The organism is Candidatus Clostridium eludens (assembly GCF_045310515.1).
Classification (GTDB): domain Bacteria; phylum Bacillota; class Clostridia; order Clostridiales; family Clostridiaceae; genus Clostridium_B; species Clostridium_B eludens.
In genome coordinates, this window is sequence record NZ_JBJHZX010000013.1 from 64,362 (window position 1) to 85,051 (window position 20,690).

21 protein-coding genes are annotated in these 20,690 nt (G+C 30.7%); 3 read left to right on the top strand and 18 right to left on the bottom strand.

What is annotated here, in order from left to right; translation table 11 throughout:
* Positions 1-7 precede the first annotated feature (7 nt).
* The 5 genes from plsX to pta form a co-directional block, all read right to left on the bottom strand.
* A complete protein-coding gene (gene plsX, locus ACJDU8_RS10245; RefSeq protein WP_406792057.1) occupies positions 8-1,015 on the bottom strand; it encodes a phosphate acyltransferase PlsX in 1,008 nt (335 codons plus the stop codon).
* A 197-nt stretch (positions 1,016-1,212) separates the two neighbouring features.
* Positions 1,213-1,395 carry a 50S ribosomal protein L32 gene (rpmF, locus tag ACJDU8_RS10250; RefSeq protein WP_406792058.1) on the bottom strand — a complete coding sequence of 61 codons (183 nt, stop codon included), beginning with the start codon at positions 1,393-1,395 and terminating at the stop codon, positions 1,213-1,215.
* A 13-nt stretch (positions 1,396-1,408) separates the two neighbouring features.
* On the bottom strand, positions 1,409-1,912 hold the full coding sequence (locus ACJDU8_RS10255; protein WP_406792059.1) for a YceD family protein: 504 nt from the start codon (positions 1,910-1,912) through the stop codon (positions 1,409-1,411).
* Between the two features lie 161 nt (positions 1,913-2,073).
* Entirely contained in the window at positions 2,074-3,291 is a 1,218-nt protein-coding gene (locus tag ACJDU8_RS10260; protein ID WP_406792060.1) for an acetate/propionate family kinase, read from the bottom strand.
* A 927-nt stretch (positions 3,292-4,218) separates the two neighbouring features.
* Positions 4,219-5,214 carry a phosphate acetyltransferase gene (pta, locus tag ACJDU8_RS10265; protein WP_406792061.1) on the bottom strand — a complete coding sequence of 332 codons (996 nt, stop codon included), beginning with the start codon at positions 5,212-5,214 and terminating at the stop codon, positions 4,219-4,221.
* A gap of 275 nt (positions 5,215-5,489) precedes the next feature.
* On the opposite strand from pta, the gene ACJDU8_RS10270 reads away from it, so the two are divergent.
* A complete protein-coding gene (locus ACJDU8_RS10270) occupies positions 5,490-6,716 on the top strand; it encodes a nucleotidyltransferase (protein ID WP_406792062.1) in 1,227 nt (408 codons plus the stop codon).
* A gap of 85 nt (positions 6,717-6,801) precedes the next feature.
* The gene (gene ylbJ, locus ACJDU8_RS10275) at positions 6,802-7,968 is read left to right on the top strand and encodes a sporulation integral membrane protein YlbJ (RefSeq protein ID WP_406792063.1); all 1,167 of its coding nucleotides are present in this window, start codon (positions 6,802-6,804) and stop codon (positions 7,966-7,968) included.
* Here ylbJ and ACJDU8_RS10280 read toward each other — a convergent pair.
* The 6 genes from ACJDU8_RS10280 to ACJDU8_RS10305 all read right to left on the bottom strand — a co-directional run bounded on the left by ACJDU8_RS10280 (position 7,951) and on the right by ACJDU8_RS10305 (position 13,868).
* On the bottom strand, positions 7,951-8,475 hold the full coding sequence (locus tag ACJDU8_RS10280; RefSeq protein ID WP_406792064.1) for an ATPase: 525 nt from the start codon (positions 8,473-8,475) through the stop codon (positions 7,951-7,953). The two genes, ylbJ and ACJDU8_RS10280, sit on opposite strands and share 18 nt — an antisense overlap.
* Positions 8,476-8,496: 21 nt before the next feature.
* The gene (gene coaD / locus ACJDU8_RS10285) at positions 8,497-8,991 is read right to left on the bottom strand and encodes a pantetheine-phosphate adenylyltransferase (protein ID WP_406792065.1); all 495 of its coding nucleotides are present in this window, start codon (positions 8,989-8,991) and stop codon (positions 8,497-8,499) included.
* 4 nt (positions 8,992-8,995) lie between these two features.
* On the bottom strand, positions 8,996-9,556 hold the full coding sequence (rsmD, locus tag ACJDU8_RS10290; protein WP_406792066.1) for a 16S rRNA (guanine(966)-N(2))-methyltransferase RsmD: 561 nt from the start codon (positions 9,554-9,556) through the stop codon (positions 8,996-8,998).
* 128 nt (positions 9,557-9,684) lie between these two features.
* Positions 9,685-11,724, bottom strand: coding sequence for an ATP-dependent DNA helicase RecG (recG, locus tag ACJDU8_RS10295; RefSeq protein WP_406792067.1), 2,040 nt, complete (start codon positions 11,722-11,724; stop codon positions 9,685-9,687).
* Positions 11,725-11,826: 102 nt separating this feature from the next.
* Positions 11,827-13,500, bottom strand: coding sequence for a DAK2 domain-containing protein (locus ACJDU8_RS10300; RefSeq protein WP_406792068.1), 1,674 nt, complete (start codon positions 13,498-13,500; stop codon positions 11,827-11,829).
* Positions 13,501-13,517: 17 nt separating this feature from the next.
* The gene (locus ACJDU8_RS10305) at positions 13,518-13,868 is read right to left on the bottom strand and encodes an Asp23/Gls24 family envelope stress response protein (RefSeq protein WP_406792069.1); all 351 of its coding nucleotides are present in this window, start codon (positions 13,866-13,868) and stop codon (positions 13,518-13,520) included.
* A gap of 261 nt (positions 13,869-14,129) precedes the next feature.
* On the opposite strand from ACJDU8_RS10305, the gene rpmB reads away from it, so the two are divergent.
* A complete protein-coding gene (gene rpmB, locus ACJDU8_RS10310) occupies positions 14,130-14,321 on the top strand; it encodes a 50S ribosomal protein L28 (protein ID WP_406792070.1) in 192 nt (63 codons plus the stop codon).
* A 133-nt stretch (positions 14,322-14,454) separates the two neighbouring features.
* On the opposite strand, the gene ACJDU8_RS10315 is transcribed toward rpmB, so the two are convergent.
* From ACJDU8_RS10315 to rlmN, 7 genes are all read right to left on the bottom strand, one after another.
* Complete coding sequence (locus ACJDU8_RS10315; RefSeq protein WP_406792071.1) at positions 14,455-14,625, bottom strand: hypothetical protein; 171 nt, start codon at positions 14,623-14,625, stop codon at positions 14,455-14,457.
* Positions 14,626-14,743: 118 nt separating this feature from the next.
* The gene (locus ACJDU8_RS10320; protein ID WP_406792072.1) at positions 14,744-15,379 is read right to left on the bottom strand and encodes a thiamine diphosphokinase; all 636 of its coding nucleotides are present in this window, start codon (positions 15,377-15,379) and stop codon (positions 14,744-14,746) included.
* Position 15,380: 1 nt separating this feature from the next.
* Positions 15,381-16,031: a ribulose-phosphate 3-epimerase gene (gene rpe / locus ACJDU8_RS10325; protein ID WP_406792073.1), complete on the bottom strand. Its 651-nt coding sequence runs from the start codon at positions 16,029-16,031 to the stop codon at positions 15,381-15,383.
* 69 nt (positions 16,032-16,100) lie between these two features.
* Positions 16,101-16,964: a ribosome small subunit-dependent GTPase A gene (gene rsgA / locus ACJDU8_RS10330; RefSeq protein ID WP_406792074.1), complete on the bottom strand. Its 864-nt coding sequence runs from the start codon at positions 16,962-16,964 to the stop codon at positions 16,101-16,103.
* A gap of 27 nt (positions 16,965-16,991) precedes the next feature.
* Positions 16,992-18,905 carry a Stk1 family PASTA domain-containing Ser/Thr kinase gene (gene pknB, locus ACJDU8_RS10335; protein WP_406792075.1) on the bottom strand — a complete coding sequence of 638 codons (1,914 nt, stop codon included), beginning with the start codon at positions 18,903-18,905 and terminating at the stop codon, positions 16,992-16,994.
* On the bottom strand, positions 18,902-19,630 hold the full coding sequence (locus ACJDU8_RS10340) for a Stp1/IreP family PP2C-type Ser/Thr phosphatase (RefSeq protein WP_406792076.1): 729 nt from the start codon (positions 19,628-19,630) through the stop codon (positions 18,902-18,904). Before ACJDU8_RS10340 ends, pknB begins: the two co-directional genes overlap by 4 nt.
* Positions 19,602-20,681: a dual-specificity RNA methyltransferase RlmN gene (gene rlmN / locus ACJDU8_RS10345; protein ID WP_406792077.1), complete on the bottom strand. Its 1,080-nt coding sequence runs from the start codon at positions 20,679-20,681 to the stop codon at positions 19,602-19,604. Before rlmN ends, ACJDU8_RS10340 begins: the two co-directional genes overlap by 29 nt.
* Between the last annotated feature and the right edge of the window lie 9 nt (positions 20,682-20,690).

Here is a 20,690-nt window from a genome sequence, read left to right on the forward strand (position 1 = left end):
TAAAATATTATTCCTTTTCTTCTTCATATATTTTTTCTATTTCAAATTTTATTTTATCTATAACTCTATTCTCATAACATGCTACCGCTTGTTTTACTGCATTTTTAAAAGCTTTACCATTAGAATTCCCATGTGCTTTTACACATATTCCCCTAGAACCTAAAAAAGCAGAACCTCCATATTCTGAATAGTCTAATCTAGTTTTTATCCTCTTAAAAACAGATTTTAAAAAGATGCCTCCTAATTTAGCAGTAGTTGATTTCATAATCTCTTCTTTTAACATGTTAAGCAAATTTAAAGATACACCTTCATAGGTTTTTAGAACTGTATTTCCTACAAATCCGTCGCAAACCAGTATGTTTACATCTCCATTTGTGGCTTCTCTTGGTTCTACATTACCCACAAAATTCAAATCCATGTTTTTTAAAAGTTTATAGGTATTTTTAGTCAATTCATTACCTTTCTCCTCTTCTATACCTATATTTATAAGACCTATTGATGGATTTTTTATTTTCAATACATTTTCAAAATATATCTTTCCCATAAGTGAAAACTGCAAAAGATACTGAGGTTTACAGTCCACATTAGCTCCAGTATCTATAATCATAAAAGCTCCATTTTTGCCGGGTATCATAGGTGCAAGTGCTACCCTTTCTATACCTTTAATCCTTCCCACAACTAAAGTTACACCAGCCATAAGTGCTCCTGTACTTCCTGCAGATACAGCAGCATCTGCTTTTCCTTCTTTCACAAGCTGAAGTGCTTTTACCAGACTAGAATCTTTTTTTCTCCTTACTGCCATTACTGGTGATTCTTCAGTAGTTATAATCTGCCTGGTATCTAAAATATCTATTCTGCTTTTATCATATTGATATTTACTTAATTCTGTTTCAATGAGTTCTTTTCTTCCGGTTATAATTATATCTACATTCTGAGCTTTAACTGCTTCAACTACGCCTTCTACTACTGAGCCAGGTGCAAAATCTCCTCCCATACCGTCCACAGCAATTATCATAATTTATTTCACATCCTTAAATGTAGTGGCTTAGATTTTATTGGAACTAAAATCAAATATTAACATTATACCATAAGATAATTCTCCTTAAAACATCTTAACTATAAAAAACCCATCAAATTGTTTTATCAAAATAAATTATAAATAAAATAAAACAAAAGGATGGGATTCTTATGTAAGATTTATTAGCAGTTTCACTAATTTTCAGTTAAAACAACTTCTTTACCTTTATAATATCCACAGTTCTTGCACACTCTATGGGCAAGTTTCATTTCATGACATTGAGGACACTCAACTAATTGTGGCGCATTTAACTTAAAAGTTTGTGCCCGCCTTGAGTCCCTTCTTGCTTTTGAGAATTTTCTAGCTGGATTTCCCACAGTAAACACCTCCTTAATCAGTGAAAAACATATCTTTTAGCTTTGCTAATCTTAGATCAATATCATGGCTTTTGCACTGGCATTCAAACTTGTTTAAATTAGTGCCACACTGTTGACATAACCCCTTACAATTCTCTTTGCAAAGCCTCTTTATTGGTAAGGTCAGTATAATGTTATTTTGTATTACTTGTGTAATATCTATAACATCACTATTTATAAATATGATTTCATCATCCCTATCCACTTTATCAATATTTGTGAACTTTTCAACAATTGCAATATCTATTGCATACGGAAATTTTTCAATACACCGTGAACAGGTAAGTTCTAACACTCCTTGAAGTTTTCCCTTTAATGTAAAATCATCTTCTACTTTGCTCAAAGTTCCAATAAAACTTATGGGCTGTAATAATTTAATATATTCAATACCATCATAAAGCCCATCCTCTTGTATTATAAGATTGAGTTTTTTTTCAACTTTTTTTTCCTTCAATAATTCTGATATATTTAGTTCCACAATACTCACCTCTATACATTAGCCACAACCTATTATATAAAGGTAACCCTAAAAAGTCAAGTTATTATTGTCTTTATTGACAATAACAGAATAAAAATAAACTTTATTCTGCTATTGTCCTTATTAATTATAGATTATAGTATTTTAAAAATTTTTATACATTATTGAGTTTTTGAAGGAGACTTTTTTTCAACTATTGCTTTTGTATCCCTAGCTATCACAAGTTCTTCATTAGTAGGAATTACAAATACTTTTGTTTTTGAATCTTCAGTAGTTATCTCTACAGCCTCTCCCCTTATACTATTCTTTTGTTCGTCTATTGTAATTCCAAGATACGTAAGTCCAGAACATATTTCAGCCCTACCAACAGCAGAATTTTCTCCTACTCCTGCTGTAAATACTATGGCATCTACTCCGTCTAAAACTGCCACATAAGAGCCTATATAAGATTTTACCCTATAGTAGAATACATCTAACGCAAGCTGTGCTCTTCTGTCATGCTTGAAATTTGCAATTTCCTCTACATCCCTAAAATCACTGCTTATTCCTGACATTCCAAGTATTCCAGACTCATTATTCATTATATTATTTATCTCATCTATAGACATGTCTAATTCATTTATTAAAAATGGTATTATAGCTGGATCTATATCACCGCACCTAGTTCCCATAGCTAAACCTGCAAGTGGAGTAAAACCCATATTTGTATCTATTGACTTTCCTCTGTCCACAGCACAAATACTAGCTCCATTTCCTAAATGACAAGTTATTATTTTAAGTTCAGTTATATCTTTTCCCATAAGTCTTGCAGCTTCTTGTGATACAAATCTATGAGATGTACCATGGAATCCATACTTTCTAATTCCATATCTCTCATATAATTCATAAGGCAGCGGATAAATATAAGCATACTTCGGCATAGTATGATGGAATGCCGTATCAAATACTGCCACCATAGGTGTATCAGGCATCAATGCTTTGCAAGCATTTATTCCTATTATGTTTGGCGGATTATGCAATGGTGCTAACTTAACGCTATCCTTTAATGACTCCATAACCTTATCATCTATAAGAACCTCATCTGAGTATTGTTCACCGCCATGAACAACCCTATGTCCTACGGCAGATATCTCTGACATGTCTTTTATGACACCATGTTGTTCATCCACAAGAGCCGCTAATACTAATTTTACAGCTACCTTATGATCCTTTATAGGCTGACTTACAACATGCTTTTCGCCATTGACCTTGTGGGTTAGAAGAGAACCTTCTATTCCTATTCTTTCCACAAGACCCTTTGCTAAAACTTTTTCATCTTCCATATTTATTAATTGATACTTCAAAGATGAGCTTCCGCAATTTACCACCAATATTTTCATATGCGTTTTCCTCCTAATAAAATTAATCTTTATATTTTGTTATAATAACTCTATATTAAAGTTTATAATTATTTAATAATAAATGTCCCAGCATACTTTTAAATTTCATTAAACAGTACTACAAATAATGCTTGTTTAAAAACTCAAGTTTATTCAAAATTCTGTGTTATAATAATTTTATAACAATATAATTTAACTAGACATTTTTTATATATTATTAATAATAAATATTAATAATCATAAAATATAATAACTGTATTCAATTTATAAAGAACCCATAATATTCCACTTTAATTTATTTTATCAAATATATAGTTAACAGAATAAAAAACTATTTAATATAAAGTTAATAACATTTATTACCATAAAATCAATAACCTAAGTATATACACATGGTTCTTAAGCCTTTCTCTATAATTTTTAAGTTCACTAAAACTATTGCCGTAAAATCATTAAATTTATTACCAGGCTTACAAAGCTCTTTATGATACTTTGAAGTTTAAAGCAAAGTGAAAGCGATAACATTATGAAGAGCCAGATACATCACACTGACTTATACCACGATACACAAAAATGCTAATATGTAAAATATATACTAATATTATTTTAACCATAAATCATAAATTATACAACTATTTATATAATTTTAGCATATAAACCCTATTTTTATTATCTAACATTGTAACAAGTTCATTAAACTTATGAATATACAAACACAAAATATTTAAAAGGCTTTTAACTAAAAAATGTCCTGTATTTTCCCCCAAAAATATGTAACCTAATTCTATATAAAAATGTCTTGCTTTGATCATTTTTTGTATAAGCTATCCTTTGTTGGATTTTTTATTTAAAAATATTATACCACAAAGTGACAGCTTATTTTTCTTTAAAAATAATTATTTTCTATATAATTTTATTTATAAATAACTAGCTTTGTGCTTGAACTGCAGTTACAGCTACTACCTTTACTATATCCTCAACACTACAACCCCTTGATAAATCATTTATAGGTTTTGCAAATCCTTGACATATAGGTCCTATAGCTTCAGCATTAGCAAATCTTTGAACTAATTTATATCCTATATTTCCTGCTTGAATATCAGGGAATACAAGTACATTAGCTTTTCCTGCTACCTTACTATTAGGAGCTTTTAAGTCCGCAACTTTTTTTACTATAGAAGCATCTAACTGAAGTTCTCCATCTATAGCTAAATCAGGTCTAGCTTCCTTAGCAAGTTTTGTTGCTTTTGTAACTTTATCTACCAATTCATGGCTGGCGCTTCCCATAGTGGAAAATGAAAGCATGGCAACTCTTGGATCTATTTTACATAAATTCTTTGCAGTTTCTGCTGTAGTTACTGCAATTGAAGCTAATTCTTCAGCAGTAGGGCATACGTTTACGGCACAATCGGCAAATAAAAGGAATCCATCTTCTCCATATTCGCAATCTGGTACACTCATTAAAAATACACTAGAAACTACTGAAGCACCTGGAACTGTCTTTACTATTTGAAGTCCTGGTCTTAGGAGGTCTCCTGTTGTATGTATTGCCCCTGAAACCAAACCATCTGCATCACCAAGTTTTACCATCATTGTTCCAAAATATATAGGATCTCTAACTATTTTATCTGCTTTTTCCAGTGTAACCCCTTTATTTTTTCTAATTTCATAAAAAGCATTTGCATAACCTGCTGTCTTATCAGAAACCTCAGGATCTACTATTTCAGCTCCAGCTAAATTTACACCTAACTTTGCTGCATTTTCTTTTATTACACTCTCACTTCCTACCAAAATTATGTCTGCAATACCTTCCTTTACTATTTGCTCGGAAGCTTTAATATTCCTCTCTTCTTCTCCTTCTGCTAAAACAATTTTTTTCTTATTTGCTTTTGCATCAGCTAAAATTTTTTCCATTAATTTCATGTTATTATTCTCCTTTCAAGTTTAAAATTAATATAATTAAAATCATACACTTATACTATAATCCTTTTTAGCTATATTTTTCAATGAAAAATTATCTAATTTTAAAATTTTGTTAAAATTTTTCTTCATAATATATAAACTTCACAACTTTTTTCAAGTATTTTATTCAAAAATAATTACAATAAGCAAAATTTTACTGGTATAATGTTTATATATATTACAAAATGTTAGAATTAAATATATAGAAATAACACTAATGAAAGGAATTTTAATATATGAAAGTAGCTGGCATAATAGTGGAATATAACCCTTTCCATAATGGCCACAAATATCATATTCAAAAAACAAAATCCATAACAGACTGCCATGCCATAGTTGCAGTAATGAGTGGTAACTTTGTTCAAAGAGGAGCTCCCTCTATAATTGACAAATGGACTAAAACTAAAATGGCTCTTTTAAACGGGGTAGATCTAGTACTTGAATTACCTGTTCTCTACAGCTTATCCTCTGCAGAATTTTTCGCCTATGGAGCTGTAAGTCTTTTGGAAAATTTAGGTATAGTAGAAAATCTGTGTTTTGGAAGCGAATGTGAGGATATTGAGCTATTAAATTTAATAGCAAAAATTTTATATGAAGAACCAGAAGAATTTAAATTAACCTTGAAAGAAAAACTATCGGAAGGAATGTCTTATGCCTCTGCACGGAGCAGTGCTTTAAGTGAATTTCTTTTACATAAGTGCTATTTAAAAAATTATAATATACCAGAAATACTACATTCGCCTAACAATATTTTAGCAATAGAATATTGTAAAAGCTTAATAAAAATAAACAGTACTATTATTCCTGTTCCCATAAAAAGATTAGGAAATTGTTATAATAGTTTACATATAAATCACGGCTTTTCAAGTGCCACTTCCATTCGCCGATTTCTAAAAGAAAATACTACCATAAGAGGATTAGAAAGGGATTTGCCTCATAATGTATTATCTATCTTAAAGAATTTGCAAACCTCAGGTTACAAATTTACTTTTGAAGATTCTATGGTATCTTATCTAAAATACAAAGGTTTCTTTTATGGAAAAAATATAAAATCCTTACCGGATGTGTCAGAAGGAATTGAAAATAGAATACTTACATCATTAAAAAATAACTTCTCATATGACCAAATCATAACTGACGCTAAAACTAAAAGATATACTTACAGCCGGATAAGCAGAATACTCTGTCAGTTTTTTTTAGGTTTTGAAGATTCAGACACAAAAACTTGGAGAAAAAATAAGTGTCCTTATGCAAGGGTTTTAGGATTTAACAGTAAAGGCATAGAAATACTAAGAAAAATAAAAAAAAGTTCCCTTATACCAATTTATACAAAGCTTCCCAAGAAAACAAATGATATATTAAATATGGATGTTATGGCTACAAAAGGTTATAGCCTTTTGAATGAAAATATAGCCTTTAATCGCGATTATACTTCAAGTCCCATTATAATAGATAAAATTTAGAATAAGTGGCCTGCTTTATAAATATAATTTACTAAAGAATCACTTGAAAACAAAAGTTTTTTTCTTAGAAAGTAGGCGATTCATTTTGGAAATTTTACTTTATTTTTTAATAGGTGCAATAATACTTCTCTTATACTTTTTATTTAAAAATACAAATTGGATCATAACTATAATCTGCTCACTTTTAATAATACAAATTATACTAGCTCCTCAAATATGTATAGATGGTGTGATTTCAGGAACTTTATTGTTTTTTTACAAAGTATTTCCATCCCTATTTTCGTTTTTGGTTGTATGCAATATAATTCTCTGTTATGATGGAATAAATATATATTCTAGGTTAATAGGAAAAATCCTTTGTAAACCACTTAGACTTCCTGTCAGCTGCAGCTTTGTAATAATAATAAGTATACTCTGTGGCTATCCTTTAGGAGCAAAATATTCATGTGAATTATATGAAAAAAATATAATAGATTCTTTTACCTGCGAAAGACTTTTAAATATAGCTTCTAACGCAAGTCCTATATTCATACTTGGTTCCGTTGGAATATCAATGCTTAAAAATTCTTTTATCGGATACATACTACTATTATCTAACCTGATATCCTGTATTGTTATGGGTCTTTTAATACCTACTAGAAAAACCTACAAAGAGTATAATATCAAAAAAAATCACACCCATACTTACGAAAACATTGGAAAATCAATTAAAAAAAGTATTGAAGGTTCCCTAACAACCTGTACATCTATAGGTGGATTCATAATTATATTTTCTGTTATTAATAACATTTTAAAACACAATTTTTTATTTAATTCCCTAGTATATAGAATTTCAAGTATACTTGGAATTTCTAAAGACATAGTAGAGGGTACTTTACTTGGAATAATAGAAATGACAAATGGGTGCAGTCTTATATCGTCTTCTACTGCTTCCATCACCTTAAAACTTATAATTATAAGTTTTTTATTTACTTTTAGTGGTATTTCTATTATATCTCAGGTTTACTCTTTTACTTATAAATTTAAAATATCTATGAAAAAATATATAGTTAGAAAAATATTTCAAGGAATTATATGTTCCATAACAAGTTTTCTACTCTATAATTTATCTTTTCACAAACTGTCTACAGAAGCTTTTTTACCTAATTATAAAATTGCACAAAATATAAGCAATGTATTTATATTTACTTTCATTTTACTTACAATACCTTGGATAATATTTAAATTAAAAGAGCTATTTCATATCTCTTAACTGTTCTATATTATCCTTTATAGATTCAGTATTTAAATTTATACTGCCTTCTAAATCATCTAAAAATCCCTGCAGTTCTGACTTTAAATTTGATAACATTTCACTGCCTTTATGTATTATTTCATTATCTAAGTTACTTAGCATTTCATCTGCATAATCCCTTGCACCTAATCTTATAGCTTTAGCATTTTTTTGTGCAGATGAAATAATCTCTTGAGCTCTTATATGAGCCTCTTTGGTAATATCATGATTTTCTATCTGACGTCTCAATAAATTTAAATTTTGTTTTTTTATATCATCTGATTCTTGTACAGCTTCAGTTAAAATTCTCTCTTTTTCTCCTATTATCCACTCTGCCTTTTTCAATTCGCCGGGAAGACAGTTAATTATCTTGTCCAATATTTCTAATACTTCATTCTTATTTACCATAACTTTTTTAGTTAAAGGAACTTTAGCAGAAGTATCTACAATTTCTTGAAGATATTCAAGTAGTTTGATAATATCCATAATTTCTCCCCCTAAGGTACATTAACGATTTTTATAAGCTCCATTAAATTTTTTAATAATATCATTCATTACTTCTTCAGGAACTAATCCCTCAATACATCCCCCAAACATAGCTACCTGTTTTACTGAAGATGAACTTAAAAATGAATTCATGGCACTGGCCATCATAAATACCGTGTCTATATTAGGATCAAGTTTTTTATTCATGAGAGACATTTGGCATTCATATTCAAAATCCGATACGGCCCTCAATCCCTTCACTATAACTTGACTCTGTTTTTCTTTCATAAAATCTATTAAAAGTCCACTAAAACTTTCCACCTTAACATTTGGTATATCTTTCACTACCCGTTGTATCAATTCTACTCTTTCTTCAACATTAAATAATCCCTTCTTGGCAGGATTAACTAATACCCCAACTATTAATTCATCAAATACCTTAGATGCTCTATCTATTATATCTAAATGTCCATTGGTTATCGGGTCAAAACTTCCCGGATATACTGCCCTACTCATAAAATTAGTCCTCCTTGTATTTATAAAAGCATACTGTAGTATTCCCGTATTTTCTATAATCACTTAAAATTATACTATCCTTCCCATCATACATCTTTTCACTAGTATCGATTTTAGTAACTATGATTCCACCTTCACGTAATAACTTTTCACTTTCCACTATTTCTATAATTGGTGGAATCATATCTTTTTTATAAGGTGGATCAATAAATATTATATCAAATATTTCTTTTTTTCCTACAATTTCTTTAAGGAATTTATGAGAATCCACATTTATTGTTTCACACATTTCACTGAAACCCAAATTTTCCACATTTTTTTTCAAGAAAAAAAACGTATCCTTATCCTTATCAACTAAATAGCATTTTTTAGCCCCTCTACTCACAGCTTCCAGCCCAAGACTTCCCGTACCTGCGAATATATCTAACACACAAGCTCCATAAATTCTATTTTGTATTATATTAAACATAGATTCCTTTACCCTATCTAAAGTAGGTCTTGTAGTACCATATCCATCAGGAGACATTAATTTTCTTCCCCTTGCAAGACCTCCAATTACTCTCATAACTCTTCTCCCTACTTTCCATATTTTCATGTATTGTATTTTTCTATAACATTTTAACATATATATTTATATTATTCAAAACCATTTCAATAACTGTTATTCTAAACCTTATACATTAAATTAGCAAACTAATTAAAGCTTATAAGTTTGGAAGTCTTTTTCAGATTATTTATCATCTCTTCTTTAATCTTTATATCTTGATTTTGTCTACTTTTTAAGATTTTTTTAGCTTCTAAATTAGCTAATTTAAATATATTTACATCTTCTGATAAGTTTGAAAAAATCAATTCATCCTCACCATGCTGTCTAAATCCAAAAATCTCTCCCGTTCCTCTTATCTTTAAATCCTGTTCTGCAATAAAAAATCCATCATTACTGCTCTTCATTATTTCCATTCTCTTTCTTATTATGTCATTTTTAATGTCTGCAGCTAAAATACAATAGGATTTATGTTTTCCCCTTCCTACCCTTCCCCTAAGCTGATGGAGCTGCGCAAGTCCAAATCTTTCTGCATTTTCTATTATCATAACTGTGGCATTAGGTACATTAACTCCTACTTCTATAACCGTTGTAGATACAATAACCTTTATATGTCCATCTTTAAATTTATTCATGATCTCTTCCTTAGAAGCAGGAGACATTTTACCATGTAGTATATCCAACTGTACATCTTTAAAATATTTTTCCTTTAAATTATCATGAATCTCTTTTACAGAGCTTAAATTTAACTTATCGCTTTCTTCTACTAAAGGGCATACTACATATACCTGCCTCCCTTTCTTTATTTCTTCTAGTGCAAATTTATATGCTTTATCCTTTAAGTTTTTATTTATACAGCATGTATCTATCTTTTTTCTTCCAGGTGGAAGTCCATCTATTGTAGATATATCTAAATCTCCATATAAATATAGGCTTAAAGTCCTTGGAATAGGTGTAGCTGTCATAACCAGGGTATCTATATGCTTACCTTTATTTATAAGTTTACTCCTTTGAACTACTCCAAATCTATGCTGCTCATCTGTAACTACCATTCCTATATTTTTAAATTCTACATCATCCTCAATTAAGGCATGAGTACCTATTATAAAATCTATTTTTCCCTCTTTCAATTCTTCTTTTATTCTTTTTTTATTCTTTTCAGTTACACTTCCACAAAGTAATTCTATATTTACACCCATGTCTTTTAAAAGCTTTTTAGCCTCCAAATAATGTTGGCTTGCAAGTATTTCCGTAGGAGCCATTAAAACTGCCTGATATCCATTCTTTATTACATTAAAAATAGATATAAAAGCAACTACAGTCTTTCCACTGCCCACATCTCCCTGTAATAACCTATTCATAGGCATATCTATTTTCTCATCTAATAATATTTCCCTTATAACCTTATTTTGAGATTCAGTAAGTTTATAGGGTATCCTTTTCTTCAATTCCTTTAGCTCAGGAACTATTGTAAAAGCTATACCCTTTCTATTTTTATTGTAATACTCCTTTAGCATCAAAATTTTTAGAGAGTACGAAAAAAGTTCTTGAAACTTAAGTCTTCTCCTTGATTCTTCTAATTCTTCTATACTACTAGGATTATGTATTATTTTTATAGCTTTATCTAAACTATAAAACTTATATTTTTCAATTATCCATATAGGGAAATTTTCTTCTATATGAACTTGATGGAGCACTTTAGATATAAGGTTTATAAAAGTATTATTTGTAATACCTGATTTTAACGGATAAATTGGTATTATTCTATCTTTTTTTCTACTTTCTATACTATTATTAAATAAAATAGGATTCATAATAGAAATAGCTCCATTAAATCTTTGAAGCTTACCCATTATCCTATAAACTTTATTTACCTGAAATTTATTCTTCATATAAGGCTGATTAAACCACTTACCCTGAAAAGTTCCATCTTCATTTTCAAATACAACTGTGGAAAGTATCTTTCCACTTTTAGTCCTTATATCTTTCCCTATGGTCTTTACTCTACAATCTACTATAACTTTTCCAATTTCACCTTTATTTAAGTTGCTGCAGCTAGAAATCACATCATAATCTCTAGGAAAATATAAAAGTAGGTCTAATATATTAAATATACAACATTTATTTAAATTTTTGGCAGTTATAACGCCTACTCCTTTTATATTTCTTATGTCATCATATACTTTCATATATGTCACCTGCCCTTACTATACTTTACAATAAAATTTTTACTTCTTTCAATTAAAATACAAATAATAGGTATAAATTAAAAAAGCCCACAGCAGGCTTTTTTATTCAACAGAAACTATAAAATAATATAGAGGCTGCTCTCCACTATAACACTGTATATCTATATCACTATATTTACTTTCAAGTTTTTGTACAAAACAATTTACTTGGTCGCTATTGCAATCCTTACCATAATATATACTTATAAGCTCACTTTCTTCTTTTACTATGTTATCTATAACTTTATCACATACGTCAAATATATCTTTTCCAACCTGTTCTATCTTACCTTCTACAAGTCCCAATATATCTCCTTCTTTTATAACTTTTCCATCTATTTCCGTATCCCTTACTGCATAGGTTACAGAAGCTGTAACCACAGTGTTTATAGCTTCTTCCATGACACTTATGTTTTCATCTAAATCTTCATCTGAATTAAAAGCTGTCATGGCAGTAATTCCCTGGGGTACAGTCTTAGTAGATATTACTTTTACCATTTTATCTGAAAGCTCTGCTGCCTGATTAGCAGCCATAATTATATTTTTATTGTTAGGTAACACAAATATATTTTGTGCATTTACTTTATTTATACAATTTAATATGTCTTCCGTACTAGGGTTCATAGTCTGGCCACCCTCTATCAAATAATCCACACCCAAATCTTTAAATATTCTTTTAATTCCCTCTCCTATAGTTACTGCAATAAAGGCATATTTTTTAAACTGGTCCTTTTGTCCTAATGGAGATGATTCTTCTTCGCTGTAAGAATCTATGCTTTCAAGTGTGGTTTTTTCAACATTCCCTATATCTAAAATATTTCTATGCTGTTCCCTCATATTATCAATTTTTATTTTTGACAACTCCCCAAGTTTAATTGCCTGTGATAAAACCTGCCCTGGCTCATTGGTATGGATATGAACTTTTAAAATATCTTCATCATCTACTACTACTATGGAATCTCCTAAAAGCTGTATTCTATTCTTAAAATCACTTACATCTTTATTTTGAAAATGAATGAAAAATTCTGTACAGTATCCATATTTTATATCTTGTGATTCCAAATTTTTAGCTGAAGATTGAGTAACTATATCTCCAGCTTCCTTTAAACACACTTTTTCTATACCTTCCTCTAGGGCCTCATACATTCCCTGAAATATAATGAAAAGTCCTGTACCACCTGCATCCACTACCCCTGCTTTTTTTAATACTGGGAGCATATCAGGCGTTTTATCCAATATCTTCTTACTATAATCGCATACTTCCTGTAAAAGTTCAGTTACATTTTGTTTTTTAGATTTTAAAGCACTCTCTCCAGCAGCTTTTATAACAGTCAATATGGTACCCTCTGTAGGACGCATAACAGCCTTATAAGCAGACTTCGCTCCTTCTTCTAAAGCTATTGCAAACTCTACTGAATTTACCTGTTTTTTCCCTTGAAGTCCTTTAGATATACCTCTAAATATTTGAGAAAGTATTACTCCTGAATTTCCTCTTGCTCCCATAAGGGCTCCCTTAGCCAGCTTTTTAGATATATCATCTATGGATTTTCCTTCTTCCACATCAGATATTTCCAGTACCGCATTTTTAAGGGTCATAGACATGTTAGTTCCCGTATCCCCATCGGGTACAGGAAATACATTTAAGGAATTCACAAAATCTTTTTGTTCTTCCAGTTTATTGCTAGCATTTACAACCATATTATAAAAATGCTGTCCATCTATATTTAAGTATTCCATTTTTACGAATTACCTCCCTAGACTCTAACACCTTGAACATTTACCGTAATAGTTGATACTTTGAGTCCCGTGTAGTTTTCTACATTGTATTTTATCCTCTGTATTATATTATTTGCAATTACAGATATTTTTGTTCCGTATTCCACTATTATATAAAGTTCTATTATTAACTCATTATCCTTAGAGCGAATCTTTACTCCTTTACTTAAATTTTCGCCCTTTATTAATTCCCAAAAACCATCTTTTGCATTCTTAGAAGCCATACCCACTACTCCGTAACATTCCATAGTTGATAACCCAACTATATTAGCAATTACTTCTTCTGAATAATCAGTACACCCATTTTCACCAACAATACTGCCTATCATATGAAAACCTCCTTACATTCCTATAATACCATAAACATATTTTATATTAAATAAAGTATTTATTCAACCTGCAATATTGGAAAATTAAGTTTGTAAAACACTACTCTTCTCCTAACTCCCACTAAAGGCCCTTCCATTAATTAATAAGAAAAGTAACATAGATGCCTATTTTTAATTATATATTTACTTGCACATATTATACATTCTGTGGTAAAATAATTTGTGTTTAAATTGATGAAAACTCTTAAGGAGGTGTTTTCAATGTCAAAGAAATGTGATATATGTGGAAAAGGCGTTGTATTTGGTGTACAATACAGCCACTCACACCGTCAATCTAAAAGAACCTGGTCTCCGAATATAAGAAAGATTAAAGCTATAGTTAAGGGAGCACCAAAAACTATACATGTTTGTGCAAGATGCCTTCGTTCAGGAAAGGTTCAACGTGCCATATAAAAAGAAAAATGCAGTTGTTATAAACAATTGCATTTTTTGTTCTCAAATATTACTTTTTTCTAGTAAAAAACTTTATAATTGCAGATAGAGCCCCCGGAAGCTTAAATGCAATAATCTTCATTAAACTACCTCCTTATTTATGAGATTCTATTAAGTACCATCCGCAATAGATTAGCCCTGCTCCTGCAGCTATTATCCAGCCCCATATAGGGATAATAACTGTCATTAAAAAACCAGCACCAATACATACAACCACTAATCCTATTTTCTTTTTAGTCCTTTTTTTAAAGGTCCTTTTTTTCACACTATTATCCCCAAAAATTGCTTTATACTATTATATGCATTTTACTTCTATAGTGTTACTAATATTTTAACTGGCAAACCATTATTCTTTGTTATTAGTATCTAACCCTTAACCAGAATCAATCTATTGACCTCATTAAAATCAATTTTCCAGCGTCAAATATTATACTTACATCTTTATCTAAAAATTCATTAGATACCGTCCTTCCATCTCCTATACATAAATCGTAGTTGTCCAGTTTGTATCTGGCTCCTATTATACTCAAATTTTTAACACAATCACAATACGCATGAAGTGAAAAAGTTTCTCCCGCATGTCCCTTTATTATAGTAGACATATCCAATAATTCAATGGTATTATGCTCATCTTTTATACATGCTTTAACATTTAGGTAATTACACTTTAAAAGCATACCCAAATTAGCCAAAACATGATCTAACCTATATCCAGTGCACCCAGTAAATACCACTTCACTTGCTCCTAATTCCACAGCTTTATTTAATGCAATTTCAGTATCTGTGAAATTTTTAGTTTGGGGATATTTCTCTATGCCGCAGTTGCTATTTTTAAAAAACGTTAAAGCTTCCTGATTTATAGAATCAAAATCTCCCACAAGATATTCAGGTATAATTTTATACTTATAGAGGCAATTACCTCCCCCATCTGCACAAACCACCAGCGAACATTTGCTAATTTGTTGCTGAACTAATTCTCTGGAGGGTGCAGCACCGCCAGATACTATAAGTGCTTTCATATTAAATTTCCTCTCTTAACATCCTTATATTATTTTCTATAGTTCCTCCTTTGAATACAGCCGACCCTGCCACTATCACATTAGCCCCATTACGTACTACTCTGCCTATGTTATCCTTTATAATGCCTCCATCTACTTCTATCATTAAATTTTTATTATATTTATCTGCCAGTTCCTTAGTATACTTAATTTTATGGTCACAATAATCTATATACTTTTGTCCCCCAAAGCCAGGATTCACAGACATAATAAGAACCATATCTAAATCAGGTATTAAGTATTTTATATTATCCACTGAAGTAGCAGGATTTAATGCAACCGCTGCTTTAACTCCAAAACTTTTTATATAATTTATGGTTCTGTCTAAATGCCTATCCGCTTCAAAATGTATTGTTATAATATCGGCTCCTGCGTCAACAAAATCCTTTACATACCTTGAAGGTTCTTCTATCATTAGATGTACATCAAAAGGCAGCTTAGCAAGATGCTTTATACTTTTCATAATAGGTACACCAAAACTTATATTTGGAACAAAACTTCCATCCATTACATCTATGTGAATCAAATCTGCTCCAAACTTATTTAAGCACTCTATTTCTTCTCCCAATTTTGAAAAATCTGCGGATAATATTGAAGGTGCTATTTTTATCATACGTAACCTCTCTCTTTCTTTAAGTATCTTAAAATTGCAGTAAGCTAAACTCATCATCATGCTGATAAGTTAATATTTCTTTTTATTATTAATCTCACTTAAAACTTTAATATAAAAATCATATCTTCTTTTATTTACTTTCCCATCATCAATAGCCAACTTAATAGCACAGTTAGGTTCTTTGTAGTGAACACACCCTGTAAATCTACACATCCCTATGAACTCTGCAAATTCTGGAAAACAGTATTGAAGCTCTTCTTTATTTATATGACTTATATCTAATGAGGAAAAGCCTGGGGTATCTACCATAAATCCCTGATCTAATTCTATTATTTCACTGTGCCTTGTAGTATGCTTTCCTTTATTTAACTTATAACTTATCTGTCCTGTTTCCATACGCTTCTTCCCACAAATAGCATTTAAAATAGTAGATTTTCCTACTCCCGAAGGCCCGCACAAAACTGTAATGTTATTCTTTAGCCTATCTTTAACCTGATCAATTCCATACCCTTCTTTGGCCTTTAAAAATAATACTTCATAACCTATATTATTTACCATGTCTATAACATGTGAACTTCTTTCCTCTTCAGCTAAATCCAATTTGTTAAAACATACTACTGCTTTTAAATTGTTAAATTCACAGTTTATAAGAAATCTATTCAATAAATCCTCATTTATTTCTGGATAATTAAACGCAAACACTACCAATGCCTGAGTCACATTAGCTACAGCAGGTCTCTTCAATTCACTTGTTCTTGGATAAATTTTGTCAATAACTCCTTGATTTTTTTCTAATATAATCTCTACTTTATCTCCTACCATAGGGGAAAGTTCATTATACCTAAACTTTCCCCTTGCCTTACATTCAATTATGCCACTGTCAGTTTTTACATAATAGAATCCTCCTATTCCCTTCATTATAGTTCCCTGCATAACTCCTCCTAATATTTAATATATTATCTATTGTTTTTCCGGCGTTCCAGTATTACCTCCCGTACCTCCATTATTATTTGAGCCACCATTATCTGAACCACTACTGCCATCATTTGAACCGCTGCCATCATTTGAGCCACCATTATTTGAACCACTGCCATCATTTGAGCCACCATTATTTGAACCACTGCCATCATTTGAGCCGCTGCCGTTACTTGAACCTCCTCCACTATCTGAAATCGCACCCGCAGGTTCCTTATACTTATAATAGTTTAAGGTTATGGTAGAACCCTCTTTAACTTGCTGTGATGCTCCTACACTTTGGCTAGTTACAATTCCATCTTGAGATTTATCTGAAGTATCTATAGGATTTTTTGCAACTTTAAGTCCTGCATTTGCCATTGTAGAAATTGCATCTTCTATGCCTTTGCCAGAAACATCTGGTACCGTTACATATTTAACTTCCGGTCCTTTACTTACCACAAGGTTCACTTTTGCAGCATTTTCTGCTTTAGAATCTGCTTCAGGATCCTGACTTACAACTTGATTCCATGATACCGTGTTACTGTATCTATAAGAAATACTTCCCACAGTAAATCCACTATTTGATATAACATCTTTTGCTGTATCTAAATCTATACCAACCACACTAGGAACTACTATAGTCTCAGGCCCTCCACTTATAATTACCCTTACCTCTGAATTCACTTTTGCTTTTGTTCCTGCCTTAGGAGTATAGTCAATTACTGTTCCTTCCGGCTTATCACTTTTCTGAGTTGCCCCTACTGTAAACTCCAAATTTTTACTCTCTATCAGCTTTTTGGCTTCATCCTGTTTCATCCCCATTATATTTGGCACTGTTACTTCACTTGAACTTCCATATGTTTTACTATAAAAATATCCTGACACTCCACCTATAACTATTACAAGCATGAATAAGGCTATAGCAAGTATAATTTTCTTTTTCTTAGGATCCAATGCTATTTTGTTTTTAAATTTATTTATTGGTTCTTCTTCATAATCATAATAATCATCTTCATTTTTATAAATATTATCTACATCTACAGGTTCCATTATCCGAGTCATATCTTTATTCAAATCATCATCTAATAAATTTAATTTTTGATTATTCTCTATCTTCTTTAAATCTAAAAGCATATCTTCCATAGTTTGATATCTTTTTATAGGATCTTTTTCTACAGCTTTTAAAATTAATTTATTTAAACTTTCAGGTATATTTTCATTTAACTGATTAGGTGGAACTACAGGTTCTTGTATGTGCTTTAACGCTATGGATACAGGACTTTCTGCATCATAAGGTACACGACCTGTAACCATTTCATAAATAACTATGCCAAGAGAATAAATATCCGTTCTAAAATCTACAAAACTTCCCTTTGCCTGCTCAGGAGAAAAATAATGTGCAGAACCCATTATTTTATTTGAATTAGTTATAGTAACAGAATTTGAAGCTTTAGCAATTCCAAAGTCAGTCACCTTTACTATTCCATCTTCTGTTACAAGAATGTTATGTGGTTTTATATCTCTATGTATAATATTATTTTTATGGGCACATTTTAAAGCTTTAGTTATTTGAACAGCTATTTCCACTACCCTGCCAGGAGCTATTTTTCCCTCTTCTTTTATTATTTGTTTTAAAGTTTTTCCTGTAACACATTCCATAACAATATAATTTACATCTTGCTGTGAGCCTACATCATATATATTAACTATATTGTTATCTGAAAGACTTGCTGCTGCTGTAGCTTCTCTTTTAAATTTTTCTACAAATTCTCCATCACTTGAAAACTGTTCTTTAAGAATTTTTACTGCTACATTTCTATTGAGGAGATTGTCTTTGGCTTTATATACAACAGCCATACCTCCCTCTCCTATTTTTTCTAATAGCTCATATCTATTTCCCAGCACAGTTCCTATCATCTCTCTCTACACTCTCCTTCAAATACAATAACTGATATATTATCTCTCCCACCTCTAAGGTTACTTAATTCAATTAGCTGTTTACAGCTACTTTCATTATTGTTCTTTATTATTATATCATACATTTCATCCATGCTTACCCCGTTGGATAATCCGTCAGTACACAGTATTACTTTGCTTACATCTTCTAAATTTACCTTAAAGGTATCTATTTCTACAGACATATTAGTTCCAATTGCCCTTGTTATTATATTTTTATTGGGGTGTATAGCAGCCTCTTCCTCAGTTATACTCCCTTCATCCACCAACTGCTGTACAAGGGAATGATCTTTGGTGATTTTTGTAATGCCACTATATTCTATTATGTAACATCCACTATCCCCTACATTAGCTACTATCATTTCACTGTCTTTAACTAAACAGGCTGTTATAGTTGTCCCCATTCCACCAAATTCTTTACTGCTTCTTGATAATTTGTAAATCTTGTCATTTGCTAAATTTATAGCTTTTAACAGTTCATCTTCTACATCTATCTCTATCTCTTCTTTAAGTTTTATGTAAGAAATAATTGTTTCTACTGCAATTTTACTTGCTACCTCTCCTGCATTATGTCCTCCCATTCCATCTGCTACTACATATATATCTAGATTTTTACTCTTATAGAAATCCACAAAATCTTCATTTAATTTTCTTACCCTACCTACGTCTGACAAGATCCCCACCATATTCTACACCCTTTCTATAACTTTTTGATTCTAAATAACTCCTTCTTAATTGTCCGCAAGCGGCATCTATGTCTGAACCCATTTCTCTCCTTATGGTAGTTTCTATTTTATTTTCAACTAACTTATTGTAAAAATTCTTTATATTATTTTGAGGAGACTTTTTAAAATCATTTTCTTTAACTTCATTTACAGGTATTAAGTTAACGTGACATAATAATCCTCTTAATAATTCAACTAAACTCCCAGCAAATTCCAAACTGTCATTTACACCCTTTACCAACGCATATTCAAAAGAAACTCTTCTCCCAGTTTTACTTATATAATATTTACATGCATCCATTATTTCCTTTACAGAATACTTATTTGCAATAGGCATTATATCTCTTCTCCTTACGTCATCTGGGGAGTGAAGGGATATTGCCAGGGTTATCTGTAAATTTTCATCTGCTAACTGTTTTATTCTAGGAACTATTCCACATGTAGAGAGAGTTATATGCCTCTGTCCTATATTTAAACTGTACTTAGAATTCACTATATTTAAAAATTTAAAAACATTATCATAATTATCTAATGGTTCTCCACTACCCATTAAAACTACATTGGATATTCTCCTGCCTATTTGACTTTGTGATTTTAAAATTTGAGCTAATATCTCTCCACTAGTTAAATTTCTTATCATTCCATTTACTGTAGACGCACAAAATTTACATCCCATTCTACATCCTACTTGGGTTGAAACACATATAGAATCTCCATGTTTATATTTCATCACTACTGTTTCTATAATGTTTTTATCTCGAAACCTATATAAGAATTTAAAAGTATCTTTTGATTTTGACTCATATTTTTCAATTAATTCAGGTATATCAATATAAAAATCTTTTTTTAATTTTTCTACAGTATTCTTAGGAATATTGGTCATATTATTAAAATCATACTGATCTTTTTTATATATCCAATCCATTATTTGTGCTGATCTAAATTTATCTTCACCATTATGATACATCCAGTTCTTCAATTCCTCTATATCAAAATCAAGAATATTATACATATACTGCAC